The sequence below is a fragment of the Chryseobacterium sp. MA9 genome, from assembly GCF_024399315.1.
Classification (GTDB): Bacteria; Bacteroidota; Bacteroidia; order Flavobacteriales; family Weeksellaceae; genus Chryseobacterium.
The window spans coordinates 273,906-299,727 of the sequence record NZ_CP075170.1 but is presented as its reverse complement, the minus strand read 5'-3'; the positions used below and the strand labels follow the sequence as shown (position 1 = coordinate 299,727).

Below are 25,822 nucleotides of genomic sequence, written 5' to 3'. Positions count from 1 at the left end.
ATATACTTAAATGTACCAGCTAGATACAAAATCAGTTTATAGTAAAAAACTACAAGATACTGTATAACATTTAAAATAGAGCATGATTTTATCTCTTTTACTATTGGCACATTTAAGTATATTAACTCAACTCCATTAATCATAGGATTGTTTTAAAGACCTTTAAAATTATTCTTGACGAATGTATTTTATATCATAATCTAAAGGTTTTTCGCCTTGTACACCATATTTTGGGGTTGCAAAACCTTCAACTTGATAACGTTTTGTTCCAGATCGGTGATACCATTCATTCAGACAGGTAACCATCAGCTTGGTATGATAAACATAATTCTCAACTTCTTTTTGATATGATCCAAAGTCTGGCAAGCATTGGGAAATTTCTTCTAATTCGATCACAAAACTGTTATGAATATCCATTGCCTTAGTAAATGCTTCTTCAAGCGAAAGATTATGAGTATGATGAAGTAAAAGAATAATGTTAAATGTTTCATTTTCAGTTGCCAATTCCTTCCTTAATGAAAGAAAATCATTTTGTATGGCAATTATAATTGATTGAAGAAATAATACCCTTTGAATTGCCGGATGATTATAAATATGCTCCGGAATTGCTGAGCCAAGTGCCGGATCAATCAGATTAGAAAAGGCTATCTGACCAATTGAGCGGCTCCTGATTATTAAATAGCGGGATAAAGTGGGATAGGTTTTGGTAAGTTTAAAATGGGTTTCCTCCATAATTCCGTAGGTAACAAATTCCCAAAAGCTGTTTGCTAATCTTTCTATCCAAAATTGTGGCATACCGTTCGCTAACCACTCTTTTCTTGCTTGCTCCATTTGTCTGAACATTCCAATTTCATCGGGGCGGGCATTATCTCCCGTCATTACCTCAAAAGCGCGATCCCTAAGTGCTTTGACCTCCTCTAACGGCATGATTTCCACATAATCATCGAAATAGGTTTCATATAGCAAAAATCGGCAATTAGGTATCAGCATGTTTGGATCCGTTGTTGTCGGGGACATGTAGGGCACAACTTTTATTATATTCTGATGGATATACCTTCTCATACTTTCTGTCCCCAGATAAGCATAATCTTCTTCTATCCATTTTTTTTCTATCTCATCAAAAGCAAACATTAAAGGGCTTTCAACATATTCCCAGGGATATTTAGGAATCGGGATGTGAAGTTCTTGTTTCATAGATTTGAATTTTATTGGTGAATGAAAAGCAGCTGTGGGAAACCATTAAGTTATATGAGCAGTTTTGGTCTTCTTGTACTTTTTACGGATTTGAGAAACCATACAAAAGCGTGCATAGTGAGCTATTTTAAATTAGCCTACAGTACTATACACCAAATAAATACAATCATGAAACAATACTTTAAAGATAGAAAATAATTTCCATATAATCCTAAAAAACAGTGGTTTAATATTATTTTATTCTAAAAACATTTATTATATAGAGTTATTAAACAACTCATTTTCAGAAACACTGATTATTAATATCAAACATATGGATCTAATGACAAATTCTATATTTCAATTATTTTATGAGATTAAGTAAACGCATCAACCTGATACAGTCGTCATCCAACCAAGAGTAAAATATACAATAATGAAAAACAATATTTCAAAACCGAAATTATAAAAGAAATGCAATACTGTCTGGTAATATTTTCTCTAATATATACAGAAATCTGTTTTTTTATGAGCCAGATCATAAGATGAAATACTCTTGATTATTTGCATAAAATGTATGGTCTTAAAATTGCAGTTATTAATTCTCACCACTAAATCTATTATTATGGCAATCAAATCCACCACAAAAAAAAAGAGTCCAAGCAAATCAACCGCTGCAAAAAAAACAATTAAAACTCCTGCTAAAAAAGGAGCAGCTAAGGAGCTTAAAGACTTATTTGAAAATTCACTGAAAGATATTTACTGGGCTGAAAAGGCTCTAGTAAAAGCTTTACCCAAAATGCAGAAAAATGCTACAGACAAGAAGCTTAAGACGGCAATAGAGGCTCATTTACAGGAAACACAAATTCATGTCAAGAGACTGGAGGAATGCTTTAAATCACTAAAGAAAAGACCCCAAGCAAAGAAATGTGATGCTATGCAGGGGCTACTGGATGAAGGCAAAAGTATTATGGAAGAAACACAGGCAGGACCTGTCAGAGATGCGGGTATTATTGCAGCAGCCCAAAAAGTGGAGCATTATGAAATTGCCACGTATGGAACACTGGCAGCGTATGCAAAGGTTTTAAAAGAAAACTTCTGTCTTAAGAATTTCCTCGCTACCCTGGGAGAAGAAAAAAAGTGTGACGCTCTCTTAACTAAAGTTGCCGATACAAGACTTAATAGTCAAGCTCTACAATAGTTATTATTGTATATTTTAGGCAATGATATACTTAAATGTACCAGTTAGATTACAAAATGAGTTTTATAATAAAATTTACAAGATACTGCATAACGTCTAAAATAAAATCTAGAATTTGGTACATTTAAGTATATTTAACTCCAGGCAGTACAGTTCCTCTTTTTAAGCATAATGGATTATCCTTATAATGCTTTAGGTAGGAGCGGGATATCTGTGTCAGATTTTGATTTTTGCCTGCTGGACATGATCCAAGCATTTCCATCATTAGCTTCTTTAATATCTTCCCATTTGAGCTGGAAAGCATCGATATAGGACAATCCTGTATTATAATATGTACGGCAACTTTTGGTTGCCGTTAAATTATTATTGATTAAGGTGACTTAAAAATTAGTCTTCCTCATAAATACTTAAATACAATGGTTTATCTTCTTCCAGACACTTTTTTATAATATCGTGAAAGACGTAATAAATCTCGTAATGCTTTATCATTATCATTGATATCAATAGGCCGGATATCAAGTTCTATAGTTTCTCCTTTATAAATTACAGTATCCGTTCCTTCTTTTATTGGAATATGAACTCTTAATGATAACCAATATTCGATTTGTTTTTCCAAAGCCTCATTAAAAGCCAGTATTTCTTCTTTTGTAAGAGGTAAATCTTTGTAATCTGAAGACTTTAATCTGTTAGGAATAGATTTCTTAATTAATTCCAAGTACTTTCCATCAGAATACATATACTTTGAACCATGTACATATCTATTTGCTTTGTTAGCAATAAAATCAAAATGATCTTGATTATGTTTTATCGCATTACTAAATATAATTTTCATTTTATTTTTTTAAAAAATTAATAATTACTTGATCTTCTTCAATGTTATCAATTTCATACCGCACTTTTCCAAAACCTTTTGCTTTCATCCTAGAACCTGTGAAAGTTGATAGTGCTGCTTCTTCAATACTTTTTCCAGCAGCTCTTGCTTCCCAGAATTTAGTTAGGTTAATAGATTGACCTCCATAATCTTCATACATTGTCGCTTTTTTCCACCATCCTATAACACCATCCAATTGTCCAAACTTTTTATTAGTTTGATAAAAAGCCATTGCATCGGAAAGAACTAAATCTCCTAATCCTGAGTACTTATCAGTAATTGTTTTAGGAATATTAAAATCTCCCATAAGCATCCTTTCATTACCATAAACAGGTAAACTATTTGCTTGAGCACTTTTTTCATCTATAAACGGGTAAACAGATATCTAATTAAATTGCAATCAAAAAAAGTTAACCGTCAAAAATTGAACGGTTAACTTTTTAACTAGTCTTATTATCCGTATAAATTAGAATGATCAAAAATCATTATAAGTTTGGCATCGGACTTGGCTTTGCCCCTTGACTTATTAATCGCGTTTTCATATCTCGGAAATATTTTATGTCACCAAAAGTTCCATCTGAAAATTCTTCCTTATAATCTCCATTTCTCAATGTATCATGTAGAAACATTGGAAATACTTTATCTAAGCTTTGTTTATTTTTAGAAGAAACTCCCGGGTCATTTTTATACAAACTAATACTATCTATACCTACCCAGTTATATAAAAAACGAATATCTTCAAAATAGGGTCCGTCATCAATATATAATCGGTAGTTTGTAGGACGGTCAACTTTTCGAATAATATACATCCAATCATCCAGATTAAAATCTTTCCATAATTTGGGAATAATCGTAAAAAGACTTCTTATATCTGTATATCTAAAATCTTTTGTATCAAGCAGTTTAACAATTAAATCTTTTGAATTATAAGTTAATAATTCATTTTTTAAAGGCTTATAAGAGTCCCAGCCACTTTGTTTTATTCCATGATGTAATTTTTGTATAATCTGTTCCATTATTTTATATTTTGTATGTATATTATTTTGTCCTTCCCAGTCCGCACTACCTTTCCTCTGCTATTTATACCTAAAGGAGTGATTTCATTACGTGCTCTTTTAACAGGTATTTCAAGCTCATTTAGTATTTCTTCTAATCTCTCAGCTTCTTCTGCTGTTGGTCTATAGTGACCAGACATATTATTAAATTCTACTATTTTACCATTTTTAAATCGAACACCTCCTGCAGCTAGAACTTCATTTCGATTACCCAATAAATGATGCTTACTCCCTATTCTTAATTCACCTGATTTTGTAATTACAAAATCAAATTCTCTTGAAGGAAAAATATTATCATTCAATTGTCTAAAAACTCCCTGAGAATCCATTTTATACTCGAGAACAAATCCATCTTTTGGCAACTCTTCTATAGGATATTTATTTGCAATTTTCGGTATTCTTTCACAAAAAGCATTTATCCTATATTCCTCTAAAATCTTTCCAACCTTTTCAGCATCATAACTGACTTTTCTTATATCCTGCAAAACTTTCTGGTAAGCTTTATCATAACGGCTTCCCTGAGCAATAATCTCACCTTTATACACCAAAGCAAATCTCCTATTACTGCTTATTGAGCTGATGGCATCAGGATTAACATCTCCTTTTTTTCCAATACTCTCCATAATAGCAGCTGCATCAAGCTCCATAAAGAATGCCCCATTTTGTATCAAAGCATCACATTCCGATGTTTTTGAAATGAACCCTGCACTTGGGATTACCCATTCTGTAGGACTAAACATACGGAGATCTTTCCTTTGAAAGACTCCGCTGTTCAAATCCAAAAAATATAGAAAGTATAAATGAAAAACCGCTCAACGGATTGAGCGGTTGGCCTTTTCTAATTTCAATGTTCAGATATACTTAAATAAACAGGCTTATTTTCTTCTAAACATTCTTCACAAATTTTGTAAGCGCTAAAAAACATACTTATCCAATTATCCTGATGATTTATACCTAAAGGAGTGAAGTTTATACCAATAACTTGTCCTAAAAAATCAATTTTTGTCCTCACATCTGGCTCTGGACCCCTTGTAGATAGCAATTCTTTGATCTTATCCTCTAAATGCTGTTTTAATTCTGAAGTTTCTTCTGTAGTCAAAGGTTCATCTTTGAACTCTTCCCTCCCAATTCTTTCCAATATTTTTTTAGGAATAGCATTATCTTCAATTCCAAACGTCCTATATCTATTTTTTGGATTTCTTACAAAATCATCAAAAGATTGATTAAACCTAATTGTATTTGTAATATGTATCATATTTATTATTTTAAAAAATTAATTTGCACTCTTTCTCTTTCCACAAAATTATTTTTAATATTGCTTCGTAATTTGGTAAATCCATATTTCTTGGCTTGCTTTCCTGCAAAAGTTTCAAAAGCAGCTTTTTCATAAGGCATTCCATTATCAACTGCTTTCCAAAATTGCTCCAGATTTACAGATTGTCCACCATAATCAGTATAAATATCAGCCTTTATCCAAACGCTTATGGTTCCATCTACTTTACCATATTTTTTAAAATCGAAAAAGGCTGCAAAATGCAACCTTCAATTTTTATTAATCTTAGTTCTAGGAAGTACTTAAATATATGGGCTTATTATTTTCCAAACATTCTTCACAAATTTTGTAAGCTCTGAAAAATTTATCTATCAATAGGTCTTGGTCATTTCTCCCAAAAGGCGTATAGTTTAATCCAATAGTTTGACCTAAAAATTCAATTTTTGTTCTTATATCGGGCTCTGAAACTCTTATAGATAACAATTTTTGAATCCTATTTTCCAAATGTTGTTTTAATTCTGTTGACTCCTCTTTTGTTAAAGGCTCATCATTAAATATTACTTTTCCTATTCTATCTAGTACTTTTTTTGTAATAACACTATTTTCTTCATTAAACCCTTGATATCTTGTTTCATGGATTCTTGTAAAATCTTCAAAGGATTCATTAAATCCTTTTGCATTGGTTATAATGTATATCATGTTTTTATTTTAAAAAATTAATTATTACTTGATCTCTTTCAACAAAATTCTTATCCTTTATATCAAATCTTACCTTACTAAAGCCAAACTTTTTAGCTTGTTTTCCCGCAAATGTTGAAAAAGCAGCCTGTTCTATACTCATACCAGCATCTCTTGCTTTCCAAAACTGATCCAAATTGATGGATTGGCCGCCATAATCTGTATAAATATCTGCCTTTATCCAAACACTTACAGTTCCATCTACTTTCCCATATTTTTTTGCATTTAAAAAGTATTTTAAACCGTCCTCATAAATAATTTGTCCCAAACCAGAATATTTATCCGTGACTTCTTTTGGGATATTAAGATCTCCATATAATAAATGTTCACCTTCTTTTATCGGTAAACCTCTTAATCTATACTTATCATCCAAAAGCTTAATCGTACTTTTAATATCAATTTCTTTACCTCTAAATATTAACCTATAATAAAGATCGTTTTTATTAGGTGATCTGATAAGTTGTCCTATATTGTTACCAAGTTCATCAAACAAATTAAACAACATTTTTACTCCTTTATCTGGGGCTTTCCCTAAAAGTGAGACATCTTCAACTGAAACAACCCTTCTTCGGTTAACAAAAGACTCTAATATTTCTCCAACTTTCTCTGAGCTATAGCTTACCTTTCTTATTTCCTGTAAGACTTTCTGATATGCCTTATCATAACGGCTTCCCTGAGCAATAATCTCACCTTTATACACCAAAGCAAATTTTCTGTTACTGCTTATTGAGCCGATGGCATCAGGATTAACACCTCCTTTTTTTCAAATACTCTCCATAATAGCAGCTGCATCAAGCTCCATAAAGAATGCCCCATTTTGTATCAATGCATCACATTCCGATGTTTTTGAAATGAACCCTGCGCTCGGTATTACCCATTCCGTTGGATTAAACATACGAAGATCTTTCCTTTGAAACACTCCGCTGTTCAAATCCAAAAATAATAAAAAGTATAAAAATGAATAATCCGCTCAAGTACTTGAACGGATTATTACTAATTTTCCTCTGTAATACTTAAATAAACAGGTTTGTTTTCTTCTAGACATTCTTCGCAGATTTTGTAAGCTCTAAAAAAATTGTTAATCCAATTATCTTGGCGATTTTTCCCCAATGGGGTAAAATTTATACCAATAGTTTGTCCTAAAAAATCAATCTTTGTTCTTACATCTGGCTCAGGAATCCTTGTAGACAAAAGTTCTTTAATTTTATTTTCAAGAATTATTTTTAATTTTTCTGCTTCTTCTTTACTTAAAGGTTCATCTTTAAAAGGGACTTTTGATAGTTTTTCTTTAAATAAATCTAAAGCTAATCCTTCTGCAAAAGCAAAATTACTCCAACCTGCTGCTTTGTAAAATTTATTTATACCAACATTTTGAAACCATTCATCTTCAGATTTATCTAATCTTGTGGTATTAGATAATGATATTCTTTTCATATTAATTATCTTAAAAAATTTAATTGTACTTCATCTCTTGTTATTTGCTCTTGTTCGTTTATAATACGAACTTTTGTAAATCCAAACTTCTTGGCCTGTTTTCCAGCAAAGGTTGAAAAAGCGGCATCCTCAATACTTAATCCCGCATCCCTTGCTTTCCAGAACTGTTCTAAGTTTACAGATTGTCCACCATAGTCTGTATAAATATCTGCCTTTATCCAAACACTTACAGTTCCATCTACTTTCCCATATTTTTTTGCATTTAAAAAGTATTTTAAACCGTCCTCATAGATAATTTGTCCCAAACCAGAATATTTATCCGTAATTTCTTTCGGAATATTCAGATCTCCATATAGCAAATGTTCACCATCTTTTATTGGTAGATCATTCAATTTATATTTATCGTCCAAAAGTTTAATCATACTTTTAATATCTGTTTCTTTACCTCTGTAAATTAACTTATAATAAAGCTCATTTTTATTTGGTGATCTTACAAGTTGTCCTATATTGTTACCAAGTTCATCAAACAAATTAAACAACATTTTTACTCCTTTCTCTGGGGCTTTCCCTAAAAGTGAAACATCTTCAACTGAAACAACCCTTCTTCGGTTAACAAAAGACTCTAATATTTCACCAACTTTCTCTGAGCTATAGCTTACTTTTCTTATTTCTTGTAAGACCTTCTGATACGCTTTATCGTAACGGCTTCCCTGAGCAATAATCTCACCTTTATACACCAAAGCAAATCTCCTATTACTGCTTATTGAGCCGATGGCATCAGGATTAACACCTCCTTTTTTTCCAATACTCTCCATAATAGCAGCTGCATCAAGCTCCATAAAGAATGCCCCATTTTGTATCAAAGCATCACATTCCGATGTTTTTGAAATGAACCCTGCGCTTGGGATTACCCATTCTGTAGGACTAAACATACGGAGATCTTTCCTTTGAAAGACTCCGCTGTTCAAATCCAAAAATACGGAAATTGCACTTGCACGCAACCCCTGTTTCACATTTTCTGCAACATTCGCTGATGTTCTCAATAAACTTAAGCAACTTCTGTAAAAAGCGACAGTAAGCTGCGCTAAACCAACAGCAAGCTGTGGTACTGCTACAGCAGATCCCAATACGTTATAAATAAGATCCCATTGCCGCAGAAACTCATCTCCTCCGGGAAGTTTGGCAATTTCCTCCCGGAACGCCTGTATGGTGAGATCCGGTAATGCCAAACTAAGATCTGCAGCGGCAGCTAATAACAGGTACGGGTTTCCGGATAATGCTAATGTTCCGATTCCAAAAACGACTCCTACCATGTCGGCCACAATCCGGATCGTTTCATTAATATCTTCCCATTTTTCTGCATCAGCCAGCGCTTTTACATAAATAGCCGGAACCATCATAATAGTACCCTGCTGTTCTCCTCCTTCATTGGTTTCTGATGTATGCTGCTCGATGAAATAAACCATGTCAAGAGGATAAAACTCAGCTCCTTCATCCAGATCTTCTGTTACCTGTTCTGTTGCATTAGGATCTCCTTCCTTGGGTACAATGAAAATTCTCTTTGTTACTTCTTTCTGCTGCTGAAGAAAAAAAGTTTTTTCATCTGATTTTCCAAAGCCCAATAGATCTCCCGCAAGCCCAAACACTTCTGTATTTACTTTATACTCATTTCCTATTTTGAAAGTAGGAGCTCCTGCCTTCGGACGACTATAAGAAAACAGGCAATACTCCATCAAAATAGTAGCAAAAATGATACGGTTGGATTTCATTTCTCCATTGAACTCGCTTACTCCGTCAAGATTAAAATAAATCCTGTTACAGAGTTCAGGACTTTTTCTGAACTTATTCAATATAAAAATATGATCAGGAAATGCCTTCAAGACATTGACCAGAGCTGAGCTTCCATCTTTCCATCCGCTGAAAATCCCAGTATCATCAAGTTTTGTCAAAGCAAGCAGATGCCCGAATAACGTTTCATTTTCAAGAGCCATTCCCTGAAGGACAAACTCAGGAGTATTGGTATAAAGGAATTTAAGCTCATCTGCACTCTTTGCTTTAAGAAAACTTGATTTAAAGATTTCAATGAAGTAGTTTTTGTATTCTGTATGGTTTTCGAAATCATCATATCCCACATACTTGACCAGACTCCTAAACTCTTCGTAGGAAAAGGTTTCCAGTACAATTGCTTTCCTCCTTCTTAGTTCTTTTTTCGCAGCTTCTCTATAATAAAAATAAATAAGCTGGCAGGAAATCTGCTCTTGTGCAGCATTAATCACAAATTTGATTTCACACTCTGGCTGTGCCAGGTCAACAATCTCAGCGTTCTTATTGAGATATGTCTTTAAGTATATAATGCTCTCTTTATCATCTTTTATATATTTTTCTTCTGTATTTTCATCATAATCATTGATGTTATAATCCAGCATAAACTGCTGATTGAATTGATTACTGTATTTTAGTTTATTACATAACAGCTGTTTTCTTATATAATCATCAGTACGCCATTCTTTACTGATGATTTCTCTAAGTTCAAGTGTTTCCATAATTTTTTCTTTTTTGAAAAAGACAGGGCTTTAAGGCCCTGCCAGTAAAATGGTTATTGAATTCATCCAAATAATCTGTAATTAAGACAGCTTATTGAGTTCATTGCTTTTCAACTCAACAAACTCCTGTAAATAGCTTTTCAGAAGATCCAGAAAGCCTACTTTATTGTTCTTAACAAGCCAAAGCATATAATGATGGGTATTCACTTTGATGATAGACGTTTTAGGATATCCCTCCTCATCCAGTACAGGGTTCTGCGTTTCTTCATCTACCAGAGGAACAAGTATTCTGTCAAAGTTTTCATCTCTAAGGCTTGACCATTCCTCTTCTCCAATCAGCCATTCAGGAGTCGGAAGGTTTGAAGGTTCTATTTCATTGGTTTCTTTATCTCTTAAAACCTGCTGATAAAAAAGGTAAGTTCTTGGAAGCTCTGTGTCTACCACCATTTTATTGATTCTGATAAACCTATTAAAAGATGGAAGCAAAGGATGTTCAGAGATTTTGATTTCCCCAAGGTTGAGATCTGTTGTCTTAATTTCGTTTAAAAGTTGCTGTACCTTTTCAGGTATTAATAATTTTTCTTTCATTGTTTTAAAATTTTGCTGGTTTAAATAACAGTGCCTATCAGTTCATAGACATTGCTTGCTTGAAAGGCAGAATTTTCAGGCTCTGCCTTTTTATTGATTTTATCTTAAGGTTATAGTTTATACAGTTCAACGATATTGGCGCTTACTCCAGTATTTCCCATTGTGTTCATATTGTACATTCCAAAGGCAACCGGACCAGTATAGCCTGTTTTGGTATAGGTGACTGTCTTATTATTGAAATTGACAATAACCGTCCAGCTTCCCCCACGTCTTATAAATGTTGCATTAAGGGCGTAAGTAGGCTCCGCAGTAGTGACTGATTCTGCTGAATTATCCGGAAATATTTTTCCCATAGGATACCAATAAGACTGTACAAGCCTAACATTGGCAACGGTTTGATTTAACAGGTCTACTCCATTGCCTGCATTGACTAATCCTACAAAATGGGTCATCGTACCAAATCCGTTTGCTCCATTAATCGTTGCAGTTTTACCTGTAATTTCAACACTCATATAAAAATCTTCATCTGCTCCAATCAATTGGTTTGTCTTTCGGGCTGCGATGAAAGAAGAGTCATCAGCAAGTGCTTTTACATTACTATCAGAACTGTAGCTTACAGCAGCTCCTGCCTGTGTAATTGCTGGTGATACCGCATTATTGTATATTTTCTGTTCCCAAACAATGTTATTGAGAGGGATACGCTGTATCTGGGTTACTACACGGATGGTAAAACTTGTCAGATACCAGGCTACTCCATTCCACAATCTGATTTTATATTCTCCTACAGGAATATTTTTGAAGTTGTAATAGAAAGTGAGGTCAATTCCATTGGTATACAGCTGAACTTGTGAGCCAGGTATTGTAGCGACAACAGTAGCTGTATCAGCAGCAACACTGTCCTGGGTACATAATTCGACTTTAAAGCTGGTGGATGGAAGATTTAAATTAGCTCCCTTAAGATTGATCCAAAACGGTCTGTCTGTTTTATCTACAATTGGTGGCGATATAACAGCCACACTCATTGTATCCGTAGTCCAACCTCCGTTCATTTTTGTTTTCCATGCTGATCTTTCAGCTTCCGTCATTTGGTTTGGCATTTCCAACAGTAGATTTTTACTGTCTACCAAAGCGTTTAAGCCGCTGGTATTTTGAACTACAACTTTTTGAAAATTAGTAGTATCAGAATTCTTATTGGGCAACCCGGATAATACATAGGGATTTCCTAAGGTATTGATTGAAAATGAAGCATTAAGGGTATGACTTCTTGCTGAGCTGTTTGACAGGTTTGCATTCATCATATTTTTTCCTAAATCACCTGCCGGAAGTTTGGCCACATTTCCATTATCATTCAATCCTATAATTTTAGGATAGTCCTGGGCATTCCCATCTGTCAGAGGAATTTCTAGTTTCTTAGCTAATTTCTCTGTTGTCTTGATATTATACTGAGCCTGGCTTGCTATTCCTTCTGCTAAAAGGTCAGCATTTGAAATACTGACATGGCTATCAGCTAATTCCAGGGGAATAGTTCCATCAACAACAGCATGGGTCTTTAAATCACCGTTTTCATCAACGGCATAATCCGTGTAAGATAGAGAACCCGGAGCTGCTACCTGATAAATAGCATTAGTTTCCCTTTCTCCAATTGGAGGTAATTCATTGACACGTATAATTTTTCCTATAATTGGCATTTTTTTATTTTTTTAGGTTAATAACTATTTTATTTCCAGTCTCCTGAAATAACTTTCTGTCCTTCCAGAGATTCTACTCCCAGAAGATTATTATTGGGTTCAAAATTGGTCCCGCAGACTTCTCCCAGTTCATCATCGAACTTCACTCCCGGTTCACAGTTGCAAGGCAAAGCTTTCTCAACTTTTAGTCCAATAGATCCTGCCTGAAGAATGGTAAGGGATGTAGGAATTTTCTCTCTCCATGGTTCTCCTTCTTTTGTAGCTTTTGGTGAACGTAATTCATCCACAATGGATAAGAATAGAGGATCATCAATAACAGGAACTTCGCCTCCATTCCAAATTTGTCCTGTAGCAAGGAAATGTCTCACGGCTTCCTCGAATCCTGGTCTTACTGTAACAATAACCCTTGCCATCCCCGACTGCATAAAGGCTCTGAATGTAGGATCATTATCATCAAACTGATATAAATCTGCCCAGGATTTTCTTTCCCCCCAATAATAGGGATAGAAATAATAACTCATAATCTCCCATTCAAATGCCTGTTCCATAAATTTGATAAATGCAGCATATTGATCCAGTTTTTCATCCACTTTGATGTCTGTATTCTGGAAGGTTTCTATCGAAGCATTATCATTGGTATAATATCTTTTTTTACCAAAAGTGAGCAGTGCATCAGGACTTTGGTTCAGCATATAGGAGATACAGTTTCTTCTTAAAATGGTATTTTCTATTTTTCTGTAGAATCCCGGATTAGATCCTTTGATCTGGGCTCCTACAGCTTTTGCATCTGCCAATGCCGCTTCATATTTGCTGAGCTCCACTTTATAGGCTTCAATAATTTTATTGAATGCTTTCTGCAGCCAGCCATTTTTATATTCTTCCTGCAATACACATTTGATATTAACCGTGGCATGGAAATAATGGGCATTTGTTGTTGCAATAGTGATAGGAACCTCTCTTACAAATTTTAAAAAGGCATTGGATGCACCATTTCCTCCTACTAACAAACTAGCCCCATTTCCCCAACCATTATAACCAGGGAATGAATTACTGCTTTGCACAACATAGGATTCAGTGATATAATGCTCCGGAATAGCAATAAGATCAGATTTTGAAGAGGCCTGTTTTGATTCTGTGGAAGAGTAATCAATAGATTTTCCAACATACACCACAGGCTCCAGCTTTTCATCTACTTCAACATTATAATAACCCAGCCAGTATTTTAGTTTTGTGGAATCTGTAAGCGCACTCCAGTCTTTGATCTGCATCCCGGCGGATTCTCTCGGATCAATAGGCTTTACCAATTGATTTTCGGTAACACTACTTACCTTCATTCCTAATGAATGTAATTTTGCCGGCTCAGGAATCATAAACTCAAACATCATTCGCTTTCCATAGTTGAAGATCTGGTTTTTGACTACTTTGTCTACCCAACGGTATACTCCTACTACATGGTTGCTTCCTTTGGTATTATCAAAACCATGTTTGTTATTTTCCTCATATTCCTCAAGGATTTTATCAATTCGTTCTTCTTTCACTTTGGTAACAATCCTTTCTAAGGCTCTTGCTGTAACATCTTTAGCCTCGGTAACAGCCTGTCTGTTACTTTCTTCTTTAGAACTGTGGGTAGCATAGTTAGCAGCAGTATTTAACATATATCTTGGAGAAGCACTTCCTCCCCATGATGCATTAAATCCTGCCTGGGCTGCAAAATCCTTAGATTCCTGAAGGACTTTAGAAATTTCGCTTTGCATCTCATTTCTTTCAGTAGAAGTTGTGTCCGTCAATTTCTCTTTTTCAGATTCCGTAGATTTAGTAGTTTGAGATTCACTTCTTTTTAATCTTCGTGAAGATTTTTCTCTATACTCCCTTGCCATAATATTTTCGATGTGTGAAACATCTCCTTCTACATAACAGTAAGTACTTTGTTCTACTTTTCGGTAATCTGCAATACCAATATTTTTCATTCCAAAGCCTGATGGGATGAATGGCTGATCATCCTCAGATGTGGTCGGGGTATCTTTACTTTTCAAACAAACGCTTCCTTCACCTGTCAGATTATAGGTTTTTGTTACTGAATCTATTCCTCCTGCCATATATATTGTCATAGGAATTTTGCAGGTATATAATTGTCCGTCGTCAAGGGTAAGCTCTGCTTCAAGCTGGCAGCCATTCTTTATAGGATCTGTAATTTGTAATTGAGGTAAAATGCCATCGCTAAACAGGGATAAGTAATCTCCTCCTCCTGCAACTTGTAATTGATTTGAGGTTTGAACTACAGTCCCATTATTATCCAATATTTTGATGGTTCCTGAAGCTGATGAAAATAACGATGTAGTCTCTTTAGGCGTCATACTTAATAACCATCTGTCTGAATAGTTCTGAAAAGATCTGGTCCTTAACAAAACAGGCAGGCAGTTACCGGTTCCTCCATCACCTCCGGTGCCTCTATTTTTTAATGTAAAGGTTCCAGGTCCTTCAAATCTGTACATTCTGTTTGCCGTCCACAATAACTTTGCTTTCATGGTATAGGCAAGCCCATCATTAAGAATAACCTCGCCTTCCAATAGCAAAACTTCATTTGTATCGATAACAGCAACAGGAATTTTTTCCGGAGCAAGGAATAAGGAGGTCACGTTGGGAGCATCAAATGTATAAGCATTGGTTCCACCTGCTAAAAGTTGATCATCATAAGACTTTATAGTGTAACTTCCACTTACAATATGTTTAGGAACATTGATATCAGTGGTCAGAATCATACAATGATCCCCCAAGCCCATATTGCCACTCAATGTTCTCACAAAAAAAGGAACTTCTTGAGTATTTAGAGATTGCGTTACAGGAATAACTACACCTCCTACCGTTGTAGAAACCTGTGGAGTAAGATTTGTATTATTTAAGATCGTTTGCTGTAATTGCTGGCTGTTTTGTTCAATGGTTTGAAAAAGCTCTGTAAAGGTTGATACTTTATTTAATGTACCTGCCAGATCAGAAGTACCAAAGATTCGTTGTAAGGACTCATTATTTTCCTGGTTTAATTGTCGCTGCAGATCTTCTGCCTGAATTTCAGGACGAAAATTAAATGTAAAGGTTTCGACTTCCGGAACCGGAATATATTTTAAACTTGATAGGCCTTCACGATTATCTGCTGCCAGAAAAATTTCTTTCTGATATTCCTGTTCTTTTACAAGAGCATCATATCTGGCCTGTTCGGGTCTTACCTGTTCCTGATATTGTTTATAAGCAGTATCATATGCCGCTCCATATTCTTTTTGATAATTTTTTTCAAATTGTTCCAAAGTTCTTTTAAGCTCCTCATTTCCTTTTAAGTTTACTGTCGCCTCTGCAAACTTCAGGGCACTATCACTAAAAGGAGTACTTTGTATACTGCTTCTCTCTCGTGAAACAACTGTATTTGAAGAAACAGATTTTGCGCTAAAAAGTTCCTTAGGAAGGACAACTTTGGCGTTAATAACATCTTCATACTGCGCCTCAGTAGCTCCATCATAATTGGAAAGAATATGATCCAGATGTAAAAATTGCATTAAGGTTTCCTTTGCATAAAAATCTTTTTGAGTGACCACCTGATAAATAAGATTATCCCAAATGTTAGAGTCTATTTCAATAATGGGCTTCGGGGTCTCTTTATAAGTCTTGATTTTAGCATCAAATTCCTCTTTGGTTGCTTTTACTTTATTTTTTGCAATCCAAACTGACAATTCATAAAATTGTATACTTTTAGCTTTAAGAGACGCTTCTGTTTCTATTGTTAAACCTGTGATCTTTTCACAGACGTTTTTCAAAGATTCTCCAGCTTCTACTCTTGGGTCAATTACTCCCTTCTGTCTTAGATAGTTTCTGAAAATAAATCTTTTCTCCCTATTCTTTGGATCAGATAATTCTGCGCTGCGCATCGTTGCAAATCTGAATAAAGTTTGTGAGCTATTATTTTGATTAGTTGCTTCCATTTTTTAATTTTGTTTTGGTTTTTATAAAGGTTAGGATCTGAAGCTCTTTTTTAGTAGATTGTCTTCAGGTTTTAGCCTTATTTTTTTAGGTGGTTTCCGGCAAAAGATATCCACCATCAGCTTTTAAGTCTGATTTCATTTTCTGTGTTTTTTCTTGAAGCAAAGATCACCCCCAGAAGCGACAGAACTCGTCGTATTAAATTTTATTCAGAAAAAAAAGAAAACTCCAATACAGGAGTTATAACCTCGTAGAGAAAAAACAAAATGAGTTCGAAGATAGTACTATTAGAAAGTCTCTAAAAACAATAGTATGAATAAATTGACTTTATTTTAAATAAAGAACTACTCTTTTCACGTTGATATTTCATAAACCCACACTTATGAAATCAGCGTATTTATATGTCAGAGTTAGTACTGATGAACAAATGAGAAAAGGTTATTCTCTTCCCGAACAGGAATACAGATTGTTGAAGTATTGTATGCAGAACCAAATTGTTGTTAAAGAAATCTTCAGGGAAGACTTTTCAGCAAAGGACTTTAATCGGCCTGAATGGAAAAAAAATAATTAAAACTTTAAAAATAACAAAAAAAGGCCTGCAGAGAATATAGTATTCGTTAAAATAGGACCGCTTTAGCCGTAATATTGAAATTCTTATCAATGCTTGGTATCCTAAGAAGATTAAACATCCAACCATTCGATATTGACCAACCAATTAAAAACCAATAAATTATAAGCATAAAAAAGGGAGACGTTAAAAAATAAACGTCTCCCTAAGCGGAGAGTGAGGGAAATGAACTTTGTTAGAATTATTATAATGCATTATATATAAATATACTAAAAATCAATATTTTATGTATATTTACATAAATGAAAACAAATCGTTTTTATGGTTAATTATATAAGTATTAGCACCTAAATTAGCACCTCATGAATTCTACTTTTAAATTGAAAGAACCTAACAGTGAAAAGGAAACATTAATTTATTTTCGTTCTTACTTTGGCAGTGAAAATAAGAATTTTATTTATTCCACAGGTGAAAAAATAAAATCTTCTGAATGGGATTTTGAAAACAGGCAGCCCAACGATCTTAACGGAAGGACTAAACGAGCAGAGAATCATAGAAGCATCAAAAGGCAGCTCAACAGATACACAACTTTTTTCTTAGAAATTGTCAATCGTTATAAAAACATCGGGGAAGAGCTAACCGTTGATATTATCAGGCAACGTTTTGATGAAGAATTTAAAAAAGTTAAAATAAAGAATGATTTTTTCAGGATATATAATGAATTTCTTGAAGAAAAAGAAAACGACTATTCTGGTAATTCTATTTCTAAGTCCACTAAAGACCGATATGATTATAACAAAAGGCTGTTAGAAGAATTCCAGGAGAAATACAAATTAAAATTTACTCTAGGGAATTTTGATGAAAAGATTTATAATAAGTTTCTAAAATTCTGTATTGAAGATAAAGACCATTCGGCAAATACTGTCCACAGGAATGTAGGATTATTGAAAACATTCCTGTATTGGACTTTGAATAAGAAATACACCTACAATAACAGCTTTATTAACTTTAAGAAACCTCCTAAGTTTCGTACTGATGAAGTTGCTTTAAATTACCAACAAGTTGAAGAAATTTATAAATATGACTTCAGTAAGAATAAGAGATTGGAAAGAGTAAGAGACTTATTTATCTTTGGTTGTGTCACAGGAATGCGTTTTGGAAATTACAACCGTATTTCAAAACATGATATTCAGGGCGATTTCATCAGGGTTATTGATTTGAAAAGTAAAACCAAGAATCTTTCTATCCCACTCAATAGTATTTCACGAGCAATTTTAGAGAAATATGATTACGAGCTTCCTAATATTTCCAATCAAAAAATGAATGAATTTATTAAAGAGGTTTTTAAAGAAATGAAATTTACAGAAGATATTAAAAAGACCATGAAATACGGTGATGAGCTGGTAGAAATGAAATTCGAATTTTGGAGCAGAATTTCCTCACATACTGCAAGAAGAAGTTTTATTACTATAATGAAAAATAAGAGAGTTCCAGACAAGGTAATTATGAGCTACACAGGACATACGAGTTTGGAAGTCTTTAATGCCTATTATAGACCAAGTGAAGACGATAAAGTTAATTATATGAATGAAGTTTTTAAATAATTATTAATTTAGTTTATGGATCAGAAGAAACTATACGGACGATGGAATCTTTGGGAAGAATTTGTAGGTTATCCTATGATGATTTATTATCGTATCAGAGGAGAAAGAATTCAAAAGTTGCTATCAAAAAGAATTGACAAAGCCAAACAGAAAGCTGGCAAAATTATTCTTACTGAAAAAATGAAAAATGAGTTTTTGATTCAGTATGAAAAGTTAGATAATTTTTTCAGTTTTCATTTTAAAGACATTTACGCATCCAGAAATCATAATTTTGAAGAGAAGATCCAATACTGTTTAGACCAATACAGAAAAGAATCTAACAGCCTAATAAGTTCAAGTAATATGATGAAGTTGCAGGGGAATTTTCTCAACGGTGCTGAAGCTACCCTTTTTCTATATTTTGCTTTAGACAGCAAAACAAAAAAAGAGATTCTACTTTCCGATATTATGATCGGTAATAATAGTTCGAAAATTTTCATTGCTTTTTTGAAAGATAAAAAATTCATCGATGAAAATCACAATCTACTCGTAGATCAGAAATCTTCTTTCATCAGAATTCATCGATTCTTGAAGGACAATCATATTATTAATCCGGATTTTCAAGACACCACTATTATTGAGGCGATGGAAAACGAGTATAATGCCAATTTTGATAAAGGAACATTTTCAAGGGCGATCATTGTTAAACCCAGTCATTTTGAAGAAATTGTTTATCAAGAACTATCTAAATTGCTTAATATAAAGTATTAAATTTTATGTAGTTACTAGAATTGAATCAACATTTTACAATCAACAAATTGCGTATATTTGGATATTAGTATTTCAAAACAATATGCCGTTAAAATATTACCTCTTACTGATTACAATTTTCAAATTTAGTTTCTCGTTTAGTCAAACAAATTTACCTTTTGATGAAAATTTATTGTCAAAACTTACAATGGACTATAATAAAGACACGATTTTCCCAACTTACAAAAAATCAAATTTTGTTTATGTAAACCTAAAAACGAATGATACGCTTTTCAACAAAAAATTTAAAGAAGCATATCCTTTTATTAGAAATTCAGCTTTAGTTTTTGATGACAATTCAAATTCCTATAATGTTATTGATAGAAATGGAAATTTTAAATTTCAACAAGGAATTCTACAAAAAATATTAGAAACTAATCATCCTCTTAAATCAGTTATTCGATTTCTTAAAGTTGAAAACAATTTACAACAGGAAATTCTTTACGATTTATATGATGACAAAATAGTAAATGAATATGTTAAACCAAATATTTGCGCAGAATCTATCCCACCTCCGACAATCCAAAAATTGAATAATGGTAAATATACCTTGATACTAAAAAATGGTGAAAAAGTTTCTTATGATTATATTAAAGACATTAATTCTTATGGATTTATTGTAAAGAAAAATAATCTTTTTGGTGCAATTGATTATGAAACTGGAAAAGTGATTATACCAATTGAATATGATGACTACTCAAATTTTAATTCGGGGCAAGTTATAGCTCTAAGAAAAGGAAAAATATGGCATTATCACGGTTTTAAATTGCAGAAAAGTAAATATTTATGCATAGTTTATTTTCCCCAAGATGACTTTGATAAAAGATTTGGTATTTATAAAAATAAAAACCGATTTAATATTTTATTTAAAGACGAATCTTCTTTAACAAAGGAATTCGATTGGATTTCCGAAAATGGAATTCTCGCTAAAGTTCAAAACAATTTTTATTTTATTCCATTTAATACAAAAAATATTATTCCATATTACGAAATCAAATAAGAAACTACAGCTATTCAAATCCCAAATTTTAGCACATAAGAAATTGCATTTAATTCCATAATTAATCTCAGTTACTTAATATTAAGTATTAAACTTTACCCAATTGACAACGATTTATCATTTGTTATTCCAATCGTACAATTACGTATATTTGATTGTGTTCATTATTGTATAATACAATTCGAAAAATATGAGACAAATTATTACAATCCTATTTTTAACATTTTCAATTACCTTATTTTCTCAAGCTAAAATTGAATTTGATAAATTTCCCTTTAATATTGAAGCACTAAAGGATTTATCCTATAAAAAAGATTCGATAATGCCAAAATTTATTGGAGATAAATTTTATTATATCAACATAAATACAAATAAAAAAATATCAGAAGTTGGTTTTCAAGTTGCTTATCCTTTTGTTGGCAGGAAATCAACAATAATAAAAATGGAAGATAATTTTGGGGTAATTGACATTAATGGAAACGTATTGGCTAAACCAACATATAAATCATTTCAATTATGGCGCACACCAATGAGAGAAAATTTTGCTGCATTATGTCGGACAAATAATTGTTCTTCTTTTGAAGTTTTCGATTTAGCTAAAGGTGATTTTGTCATCCCAGACAATGGTTGTGCAATTCCTTATTTTGAAAGAGAAAGATTAATTTCATTTAAAAGTAAAAATAAGAAGTATGGTGTAAATCAGCTTGATGAAAATTATCAAAATCCCAAAACTGTTATAAAACCTGTTTTTGATTCCATATATGATATCAGAAGAAATTTTATTACCGCCAAAAAAAATGGGAAAATAGGCGTAGTAGATGGAAATAATAAAACGATATTACCATTTACATACGGCAAAATTATCCTTTCAAACGAGAGACCCAATCTTATTGGTTTAAAAAACAATTCGATTTGGGAATATTATAATTTATTCGATAAACTAGGTTTAGTTTTAAAAAGCAAATATGAATGTAAAAATATTGGTGAAATAATCATAGATGATGGTTTTGGAATTTATAAAGTAAATGATAAATACAATATTTTATTTAACGATGGGACTTCATTAAATCAAAACTATGATTGGATTTCCGATAAAGGTACAATTGCAATAGACAGTGATAAAGTTTATATATTCGGAAACGAAAAAGTCCCTTTTCTATATTACGAAAAATAAAAAAAATACCAACTAATTCCGATTAAGTATTAAACACTACTCAATTGATTAAAAATACATCTAAACGAGAAACTCAAGTAAATGACAAATATAATGAAGTCCATAGGAATAATAGCAACAATAGTTGGGATTGTATTTTTGGGAATATTCTACTATTCACTTGAGGACTTTTTTTATAGTGATTTTGGATGCGGTTGTAGTTCGGCTTGCATTGGGTACTATCCAGATATGCTTTCGAGGGTTATCGGCTACGGATTGTTAATTGCTTCAACAATTTTGTTAGTGGCAAGTATATGGAAGTTTAAAAGACTTTCAAGATTTTGGACAATCCCAGCATTATTTATTTTCGGAATCGCTTTTTATGGCAATGGGTATATGATTTTTGATAAAGGTACTTGTGGTTACTCATTAAATAAAACAACATTTTTTGTACATCAGACAAAACTTGGCGACTATGCTAAGGCAGACGGCGAAACCATAGACCTTAATAGCTTAAAAGTCGGAAAACTAAAGGGAAAATTACTAGGTTATGCAATTTACGGTAACGAACTGACAGCTTTCAGAATTGGAGAAAAACCTTTAAAAATCAAAACAAGTTTCCTGTTTTGGAAAGTTCAAAAAAATGTTATCATAAATCACATTTCTTATGGACTAAATACTTTCCGAAATATGGAAGCTGAAAAAATAAAAGGTCATTATGAATTTATTGGTGGACAAGGAATGACAGAGAAAGACTTCTTAAATGAGCTTGTTTTGACTCAAAAAGAATTATCAGGTAGATTAAAGAACAAAAAAATAATAGATAATATTGACGGAACTACTAGATTTTTGTTTGAAAAAGATTGATTGAAGAAATTATATATCAGGAATTATCTAAACTGCTTAATGTCAATCATTAAATTCTCCTCGATTGAATAGAGATACATAATAAATTATACTATTATGTATATTTGATTGTTATTCTTTGTTGAGAAAATAACCACACTATATATATATTTGAGAGTTAGCTGTTATTTTAGCAAAGCACTTCTATAAATAATTTTATTATGAAATATTTTTCTTGCCTTATTTTGTTTCTATTCATTTCGCAAAATTTTTTGTCACAAATTAGTAATAATAGTTCTGATGAAAATTGTGAGAAATTCTTACAAAATGAAAATGTTAAACTGCAAAAATTTAAGGAAAATGAAAGTAAATATAAAATTGATTTTTTGAAATTAAGAAATGAAGTTTTTAGTAAAAAGAATCTTAACAAAATAAAAACTAAAAATATTGGACTGTACATTTTATCAAATACTTTTGTAAATGACCATATAACAAATTGCGAATCAAGGTCGACATTACATTATAATAAAATGTTATTTCTTGACCAGATTTTTTGGTGTGAAGAAAACTTAAAATACATTAGTGTAAAATCAAAAAAGAATATATTTCCCGCTATCAACTATGGAACAAAATTCATAACAAATGAATTATTGGATTACTTGAAAGATGATTTAATTTCATATAATTATTTGAAAAATCTTCCAACTATTGATAACTATAAATACATTCAATCAAGTAAAGATTTAATCCAACATTTAGGATTAAATTATACAAAAGTTTTAGTAAATTTTACACAATACGAAAGTAAAAAAATGGTTAGTGTCCAGATTACAGATTTAAAAGAAAGAAACCAGAAAAATTTGATTTATAAGTTTGATGGAAAATGGATATTAATTTCTGAATCCACAAACAGAATATAAGAGATGCTATAACCAACATAGTATAGGTAAAATACGGGAAATCGAATCCAATGATTTTGAAGAAGACACCCATCAAGAACTATCTAAACTACTTAATACGAATCATTAAACTTTACGCAATTGAGTAAAATTGCATCATTAGTTATTCCAATCATACAATTTTGTCTGCAAATAAATATTACAGATTATGCAGACAACAAATCCATTCCAAACCATTCTTGATGAATTAGGGGAAGTAAAAGACCTACTCTATTCTCTTAAAAAAGAACCTGACATCGAGTTAAAAAAGAGACTGTACTCTATCAAGGAGTGTTCAGAAATTCTTAAACTCGATTACCAGACTGTACGCTCGCACATTTTAAAAGGTAACATTAAAGCAGAACAAATAGGACGGTTCTACCGAATCAGTCATTTGGATCTGATGAGTGCTTTGAGCGATGTTAAATCGCTAAAATACAAAAGATAGACGACTGCACTTGTCTATCTGAATCATTATTGTTCAACCTTCCCGTACTTCAGTACGGAACCAAACCCTTATAAAATGAGCGAAAAAATTCCTTATCTAAGAGTAGGAACAACGTATTATAAAACCATAGAAAAACCTTTAATTTCCGGAGATAAGATCTCAATATTAGTTCGCTGGAATCGGGAGACCATTATCAGCGACTACGGCAAAGTATACGTTTCAAAAGTTCCGAAGTATGATGGCTTCTGCTGTATTCCTTCAAATCTGGACTACCAGCAGATCATTCAAGGATTTTACAATACCTATAATGAAATCCCTTACCAACCAATTGTAGAGAATTTGAAAATCGATTTCCTTCAAGAAAAAATTCCATTTTCCCTAAAATTTATGGAACATATTTTCGGAGAACAGTTGGAACTGGGTTTAGACTATATTAAAATATTGTTGCAATATCCAATACAAATGCTCCCGATCCTTTGCTTGGTAAGTAAAGAAAGATCTACTGGAAAATCCACATTTATTAAATGGCTGAAATCAATCTTTGGACTTAATATGACCTACATTAAAGGCGACAGCTTCAGCAGTCAGTTCAATTCGGATTGGACATCTATGTTGATTGTTGCTATTGATGAAGTATTCTTTGACAAAAAAGAGATCACTGAACGGTTAAAATATCTTTCCACCACAGATAAAGATAAGAAAGAGGCTAAAGGAAAAGACCGTGAAGAAGTAGAATTCTTTGGCAAGTTCATTCTCTGTTCCAATAATGAAGACAATTTCATTCAAATCGATGAAAATGAGATTCGGTTTTGGATCATCAAAGTAAAATCAATCACAACGGAGAATACCGAGTTCCTGTACAACCTGAATAAAGAAATCCCTTATTTCCTTCGATACCTGATCCAAAGACCTTTTCACAGTCGCAAAGAGACAAGGATGTGGTTCACTGATTCCCAGATCAGAACAAAAGCCCTTCAGAAATTGGTTTGGAAAAACAACAATAAACTGGAATCTAAAATCAACGAACTGTTATATGAATTTTTTGAAAGCGCAGAGGATAGCAAGATCCATTGTATTCCACAGGATATTTTCAGTATGCTGGGTAAAATGTTCAGCAAACAATACTGGACAGTCAACGATGTCCGGAAAGTACTGAAAGAAAACTGGAAACTGGAACCTCAGAGCAATTCGTTAGCCTATATCAAATACGACATTGATTACAGCGGAAGCTTTTACCAGCAGAACAAAACAGGACGATATTTTACAATAGAAAGGGATTTTATTCTTAAAAAATATGATGAAATGATGAGTTAAGGTATAAATGAAATAAAATCAATTGGTTATATCTCATCAAAAGCCTCATCAAATTTTAAACCTTTGATTTTTGATGAGAGAGTGATGAGAAGAATATCTCAAGTTTGATGAGATGATGAGAGTTTGATGAGGATATAAAATATTATAATTCAATTAATTACAAGGATTTATCATCAATTCATTAAAAATTAGTCAAAACCAAAACCATCCGTTTTAACTGACAGGACACCTACTATTTATTACCAAAAAACATTAAAAATTACAACAATGAACTGCAAACAATTCAACAGCATATCGTTGGAAGAAGTCCTTCTTTCTATCGGACACCTTCCAACGAAACAAAATGAAAAAGAAGCTTGGTATCTCAACCCCTTTGCCAGCGAATCCCAAGCCTCTTTTAAATTGGATAAAAGACTCAACGCTTGGTATCTTCATTCAGAAGGTATTGACGGAAATAATACGGATTTTATCAGGAAATATTTCAGTTGCTCAATAAAAGAAGTTTTAGTCTGGGCATCAACCCGAAACTTTCCTTCTTTTCATAAGCAGACAAATACACAATCATTTTTTTGATAAAGCAAAGAATATCAAGCCAGATTATCAGATTGATGAAATAAAGGATATTGAAAATC

General features: G+C 32.7%; 25 protein-coding genes. 11 read left to right on the top strand and 14 right to left on the bottom strand.

The window, feature by feature from the left end; genetic code table 11:
- Positions 1 to 168: 168 nt before the first annotated feature.
- A complete protein-coding gene (locus KIK00_RS01330; RefSeq protein ID WP_255814776.1) occupies positions 169 to 1,194 on the bottom strand; it encodes a terpene synthase family protein in 1,026 nt (341 codons plus the stop codon).
- A gap of 604 nt (positions 1,195 to 1,798) precedes the next feature.
- Here KIK00_RS01330 and KIK00_RS01325 point away from each other — a divergent pair.
- Positions 1,799 to 2,374: a ferritin-like domain-containing protein gene (locus tag KIK00_RS01325; protein WP_255814775.1), complete on the top strand. Its 576-nt coding sequence runs from the start codon at positions 1,799 to 1,801 to the stop codon at positions 2,372 to 2,374.
- 421 nt (positions 2,375 to 2,795) lie between these two features.
- Here KIK00_RS01325 and KIK00_RS01320 read toward each other — a convergent pair whose 3' ends face one another.
- From KIK00_RS01320 to KIK00_RS01260, 13 genes are all read right to left on the bottom strand, one after another.
- Positions 2,796 to 3,206: a hypothetical protein gene (locus KIK00_RS01320; RefSeq protein WP_255814774.1), complete on the bottom strand. Its 411-nt coding sequence runs from the start codon at positions 3,204 to 3,206 to the stop codon at positions 2,796 to 2,798.
- Between the two features lies 1 nt (position 3,207).
- Positions 3,208 to 3,552 carry a hypothetical protein gene (locus KIK00_RS01315; protein ID WP_255814773.1) on the bottom strand — a complete coding sequence of 115 codons (345 nt, stop codon included), beginning with the start codon at positions 3,550 to 3,552 and terminating at the stop codon, positions 3,208 to 3,210.
- Positions 3,553 to 3,730: 178 nt separating this feature from the next.
- Positions 3,731 to 4,261 carry a hypothetical protein gene (locus KIK00_RS01310; RefSeq protein WP_255814772.1) on the bottom strand — a complete coding sequence of 177 codons (531 nt, stop codon included), beginning with the start codon at positions 4,259 to 4,261 and terminating at the stop codon, positions 3,731 to 3,733.
- The gene (locus tag KIK00_RS01305; protein WP_255814771.1) at positions 4,261 to 5,040 is read right to left on the bottom strand and encodes a hypothetical protein; all 780 of its coding nucleotides are present in this window, start codon (positions 5,038 to 5,040) and stop codon (positions 4,261 to 4,263) included. Before KIK00_RS01305 ends, KIK00_RS01310 begins: the two co-directional genes overlap by 1 nt.
- A gap of 104 nt (positions 5,041 to 5,144) precedes the next feature.
- Positions 5,145 to 5,555, bottom strand: a complete 411-nt coding sequence (locus KIK00_RS01300) for a hypothetical protein (RefSeq protein ID WP_255814770.1) — start codon at positions 5,553 to 5,555, stop codon at positions 5,145 to 5,147.
- A gap of 5 nt (positions 5,556 to 5,560) precedes the next feature.
- Positions 5,561 to 5,839, bottom strand: a complete 279-nt coding sequence (locus KIK00_RS01295) for a hypothetical protein (RefSeq protein WP_255814769.1) — start codon at positions 5,837 to 5,839, stop codon at positions 5,561 to 5,563.
- 25 nt (positions 5,840 to 5,864) lie between these two features.
- Entirely contained in the window at positions 5,865 to 6,272 is a 408-nt protein-coding gene (locus KIK00_RS01290) for a hypothetical protein (RefSeq protein ID WP_255814768.1), read from the bottom strand.
- 4 nt (positions 6,273 to 6,276) lie between these two features.
- Complete coding sequence (locus KIK00_RS01285) at positions 6,277 to 7,011, bottom strand: hypothetical protein (protein WP_255814767.1); 735 nt, start codon at positions 7,009 to 7,011, stop codon at positions 6,277 to 6,279.
- 293 nt (positions 7,012 to 7,304) lie between these two features.
- Complete coding sequence (locus tag KIK00_RS01280; protein WP_255814766.1) at positions 7,305 to 7,745, bottom strand: hypothetical protein; 441 nt, start codon at positions 7,743 to 7,745, stop codon at positions 7,305 to 7,307.
- A 5-nt stretch (positions 7,746 to 7,750) separates the two neighbouring features.
- Entirely contained in the window at positions 7,751 to 10,288 is a 2,538-nt protein-coding gene (locus tag KIK00_RS01275; RefSeq protein WP_255814765.1) for a hypothetical protein, read from the bottom strand.
- A gap of 81 nt (positions 10,289 to 10,369) precedes the next feature.
- Positions 10,370 to 10,876: a hypothetical protein gene (locus tag KIK00_RS01270; protein ID WP_255814764.1), complete on the bottom strand. Its 507-nt coding sequence runs from the start codon at positions 10,874 to 10,876 to the stop codon at positions 10,370 to 10,372.
- 110 nt (positions 10,877 to 10,986) lie between these two features.
- Positions 10,987 to 12,564, bottom strand: a complete 1,578-nt coding sequence (locus KIK00_RS01265; protein ID WP_255814763.1) for a hypothetical protein — start codon at positions 12,562 to 12,564, stop codon at positions 10,987 to 10,989.
- Between the two features lie 29 nt (positions 12,565 to 12,593).
- Positions 12,594 to 16,532, bottom strand: a complete 3,939-nt coding sequence (locus KIK00_RS01260) for a hypothetical protein (protein WP_255814762.1) — start codon at positions 16,530 to 16,532, stop codon at positions 12,594 to 12,596.
- A gap of 380 nt (positions 16,533 to 16,912) precedes the next feature.
- Here KIK00_RS01260 and KIK00_RS01255 point away from each other — a divergent pair, with 380 nt between their 5' ends.
- From KIK00_RS01255 to KIK00_RS01210, 10 genes are all read left to right on the top strand, one after another.
- The gene (locus tag KIK00_RS01255; protein ID WP_255814761.1) at positions 16,913 to 17,101 is read left to right on the top strand and encodes a recombinase family protein; all 189 of its coding nucleotides are present in this window, start codon (positions 16,913 to 16,915) and stop codon (positions 17,099 to 17,101) included.
- Between the two features lie 359 nt (positions 17,102 to 17,460).
- Entirely contained in the window at positions 17,461 to 18,702 is a 1,242-nt protein-coding gene (locus KIK00_RS01250) for a tyrosine-type recombinase/integrase (RefSeq protein ID WP_255814760.1), read from the top strand.
- Between the two features lie 15 nt (positions 18,703 to 18,717).
- Positions 18,718 to 19,452 (top strand): hypothetical protein, encoded by a 735-nt coding sequence (locus tag KIK00_RS01245; RefSeq protein ID WP_255814759.1) that lies wholly within the window; start codon positions 18,718 to 18,720, stop codon positions 19,450 to 19,452.
- 187 nt (positions 19,453 to 19,639) lie between these two features.
- Positions 19,640 to 20,491, top strand: a complete 852-nt coding sequence (locus tag KIK00_RS01240; protein ID WP_255814758.1) for a hypothetical protein — start codon at positions 19,640 to 19,642, stop codon at positions 20,489 to 20,491.
- A gap of 190 nt (positions 20,492 to 20,681) precedes the next feature.
- Positions 20,682 to 21,665, top strand: a complete 984-nt coding sequence (locus KIK00_RS01235) for a WG repeat-containing protein (RefSeq protein ID WP_255814757.1) — start codon at positions 20,682 to 20,684, stop codon at positions 21,663 to 21,665.
- 93 nt (positions 21,666 to 21,758) lie between these two features.
- Positions 21,759 to 22,511 carry a hypothetical protein gene (locus tag KIK00_RS01230; protein ID WP_255814756.1) on the top strand — a complete coding sequence of 251 codons (753 nt, stop codon included), beginning with the start codon at positions 21,759 to 21,761 and terminating at the stop codon, positions 22,509 to 22,511.
- A 251-nt stretch (positions 22,512 to 22,762) separates the two neighbouring features.
- Positions 22,763 to 23,410 carry a hypothetical protein gene (locus tag KIK00_RS01225; RefSeq protein ID WP_255814755.1) on the top strand — a complete coding sequence of 216 codons (648 nt, stop codon included), beginning with the start codon at positions 22,763 to 22,765 and terminating at the stop codon, positions 23,408 to 23,410.
- A 187-nt stretch (positions 23,411 to 23,597) separates the two neighbouring features.
- On the top strand, positions 23,598 to 23,876 hold the full coding sequence (locus tag KIK00_RS01220) for a helix-turn-helix domain-containing protein (RefSeq protein ID WP_255814754.1): 279 nt from the start codon (positions 23,598 to 23,600) through the stop codon (positions 23,874 to 23,876).
- A gap of 75 nt (positions 23,877 to 23,951) precedes the next feature.
- Positions 23,952 to 25,190 (top strand): primase-helicase family protein, encoded by a 1,239-nt coding sequence (locus KIK00_RS01215; RefSeq protein WP_255814753.1) that lies wholly within the window; start codon positions 23,952 to 23,954, stop codon positions 25,188 to 25,190.
- Between the two features lie 267 nt (positions 25,191 to 25,457).
- Positions 25,458 to 25,763 carry a hypothetical protein gene (locus tag KIK00_RS01210; RefSeq protein ID WP_255814752.1) on the top strand — a complete coding sequence of 102 codons (306 nt, stop codon included), beginning with the start codon at positions 25,458 to 25,460 and terminating at the stop codon, positions 25,761 to 25,763.
- Positions 25,764 to 25,822: the final 59 nt, after the last annotated feature.

What these genes read in the sequence shown, in the direction of transcription:
- KIK00_RS01330 (WP_255814776.1), bottom strand. Translation starts at nt 1,194, where the DNA reads ATGAAACAAGAACTTCACATCCCGATTCCTAAATATCCCTGGGAATAT.
- KIK00_RS01325 (WP_255814775.1), top strand. Translation starts at nt 1,799, where the DNA reads ATGGCAATCAAATCCACCACAAAAAAAAAGAGTCCAAGCAAATCAACC.
- KIK00_RS01320 (WP_255814774.1), bottom strand. Translation starts at nt 3,206, where the DNA reads ATGAAAATTATATTTAGTAATGCGATAAAACATAATCAAGATCATTTT.
- KIK00_RS01315 (WP_255814773.1), bottom strand. Translation starts at nt 3,552, where the DNA reads ATGGGAGATTTTAATATTCCTAAAACAATTACTGATAAGTACTCAGGA.
- KIK00_RS01310 (WP_255814772.1), bottom strand. Translation starts at nt 4,261, where the DNA reads ATGGAACAGATTATACAAAAATTACATCATGGAATAAAACAAAGTGGC.
- KIK00_RS01305 (WP_255814771.1), bottom strand. Translation starts at nt 5,040, where the DNA reads ATGTTTAGTCCTACAGAATGGGTAATCCCAAGTGCAGGGTTCATTTCA.
- KIK00_RS01300 (WP_255814770.1), bottom strand. Translation starts at nt 5,555, where the DNA reads ATGATACATATTACAAATACAATTAGGTTTAATCAATCTTTTGATGAT.
- KIK00_RS01290 (WP_255814768.1), bottom strand. Translation starts at nt 6,272, where the DNA reads ATGATATACATTATAACCAATGCAAAAGGATTTAATGAATCCTTTGAA.
- KIK00_RS01280 (WP_255814766.1), bottom strand. Translation starts at nt 7,745, where the DNA reads ATGAAAAGAATATCATTATCTAATACCACAAGATTAGATAAATCTGAA.
- KIK00_RS01275 (WP_255814765.1), bottom strand. Translation starts at nt 10,288, where the DNA reads ATGGAAACACTTGAACTTAGAGAAATCATCAGTAAAGAATGGCGTACT.
- KIK00_RS01270 (WP_255814764.1), bottom strand. Translation starts at nt 10,876, where the DNA reads ATGAAAGAAAAATTATTAATACCTGAAAAGGTACAGCAACTTTTAAAC.
- KIK00_RS01265 (WP_255814763.1), bottom strand. Translation starts at nt 12,564, where the DNA reads ATGCCAATTATAGGAAAAATTATACGTGTCAATGAATTACCTCCAATT.
- KIK00_RS01260 (WP_255814762.1), bottom strand. Translation starts at nt 16,532, where the DNA reads ATGGAAGCAACTAATCAAAATAATAGCTCACAAACTTTATTCAGATTT.
- KIK00_RS01255 (WP_255814761.1), top strand. Translation starts at nt 16,913, where the DNA reads ATGAAATCAGCGTATTTATATGTCAGAGTTAGTACTGATGAACAAATG.
- KIK00_RS01250 (WP_255814760.1), top strand. Translation starts at nt 17,461, where the DNA reads ATGAATTCTACTTTTAAATTGAAAGAACCTAACAGTGAAAAGGAAACA.
- KIK00_RS01245 (WP_255814759.1), top strand. Translation starts at nt 18,718, where the DNA reads ATGGATCAGAAGAAACTATACGGACGATGGAATCTTTGGGAAGAATTT.
- KIK00_RS01240 (WP_255814758.1), top strand. Translation starts at nt 19,640, where the DNA reads ATGGACTATAATAAAGACACGATTTTCCCAACTTACAAAAAATCAAAT.
- KIK00_RS01235 (WP_255814757.1), top strand. Translation starts at nt 20,682, where the DNA reads ATGAGACAAATTATTACAATCCTATTTTTAACATTTTCAATTACCTTA.
- KIK00_RS01230 (WP_255814756.1), top strand. Translation starts at nt 21,759, where the DNA reads ATGAAGTCCATAGGAATAATAGCAACAATAGTTGGGATTGTATTTTTG.
- KIK00_RS01220 (WP_255814754.1), top strand. Translation starts at nt 23,598, where the DNA reads ATGCAGACAACAAATCCATTCCAAACCATTCTTGATGAATTAGGGGAA.
- KIK00_RS01215 (WP_255814753.1), top strand. Translation starts at nt 23,952, where the DNA reads ATGAGCGAAAAAATTCCTTATCTAAGAGTAGGAACAACGTATTATAAA.
- KIK00_RS01210 (WP_255814752.1), top strand. Translation starts at nt 25,458, where the DNA reads ATGAACTGCAAACAATTCAACAGCATATCGTTGGAAGAAGTCCTTCTT.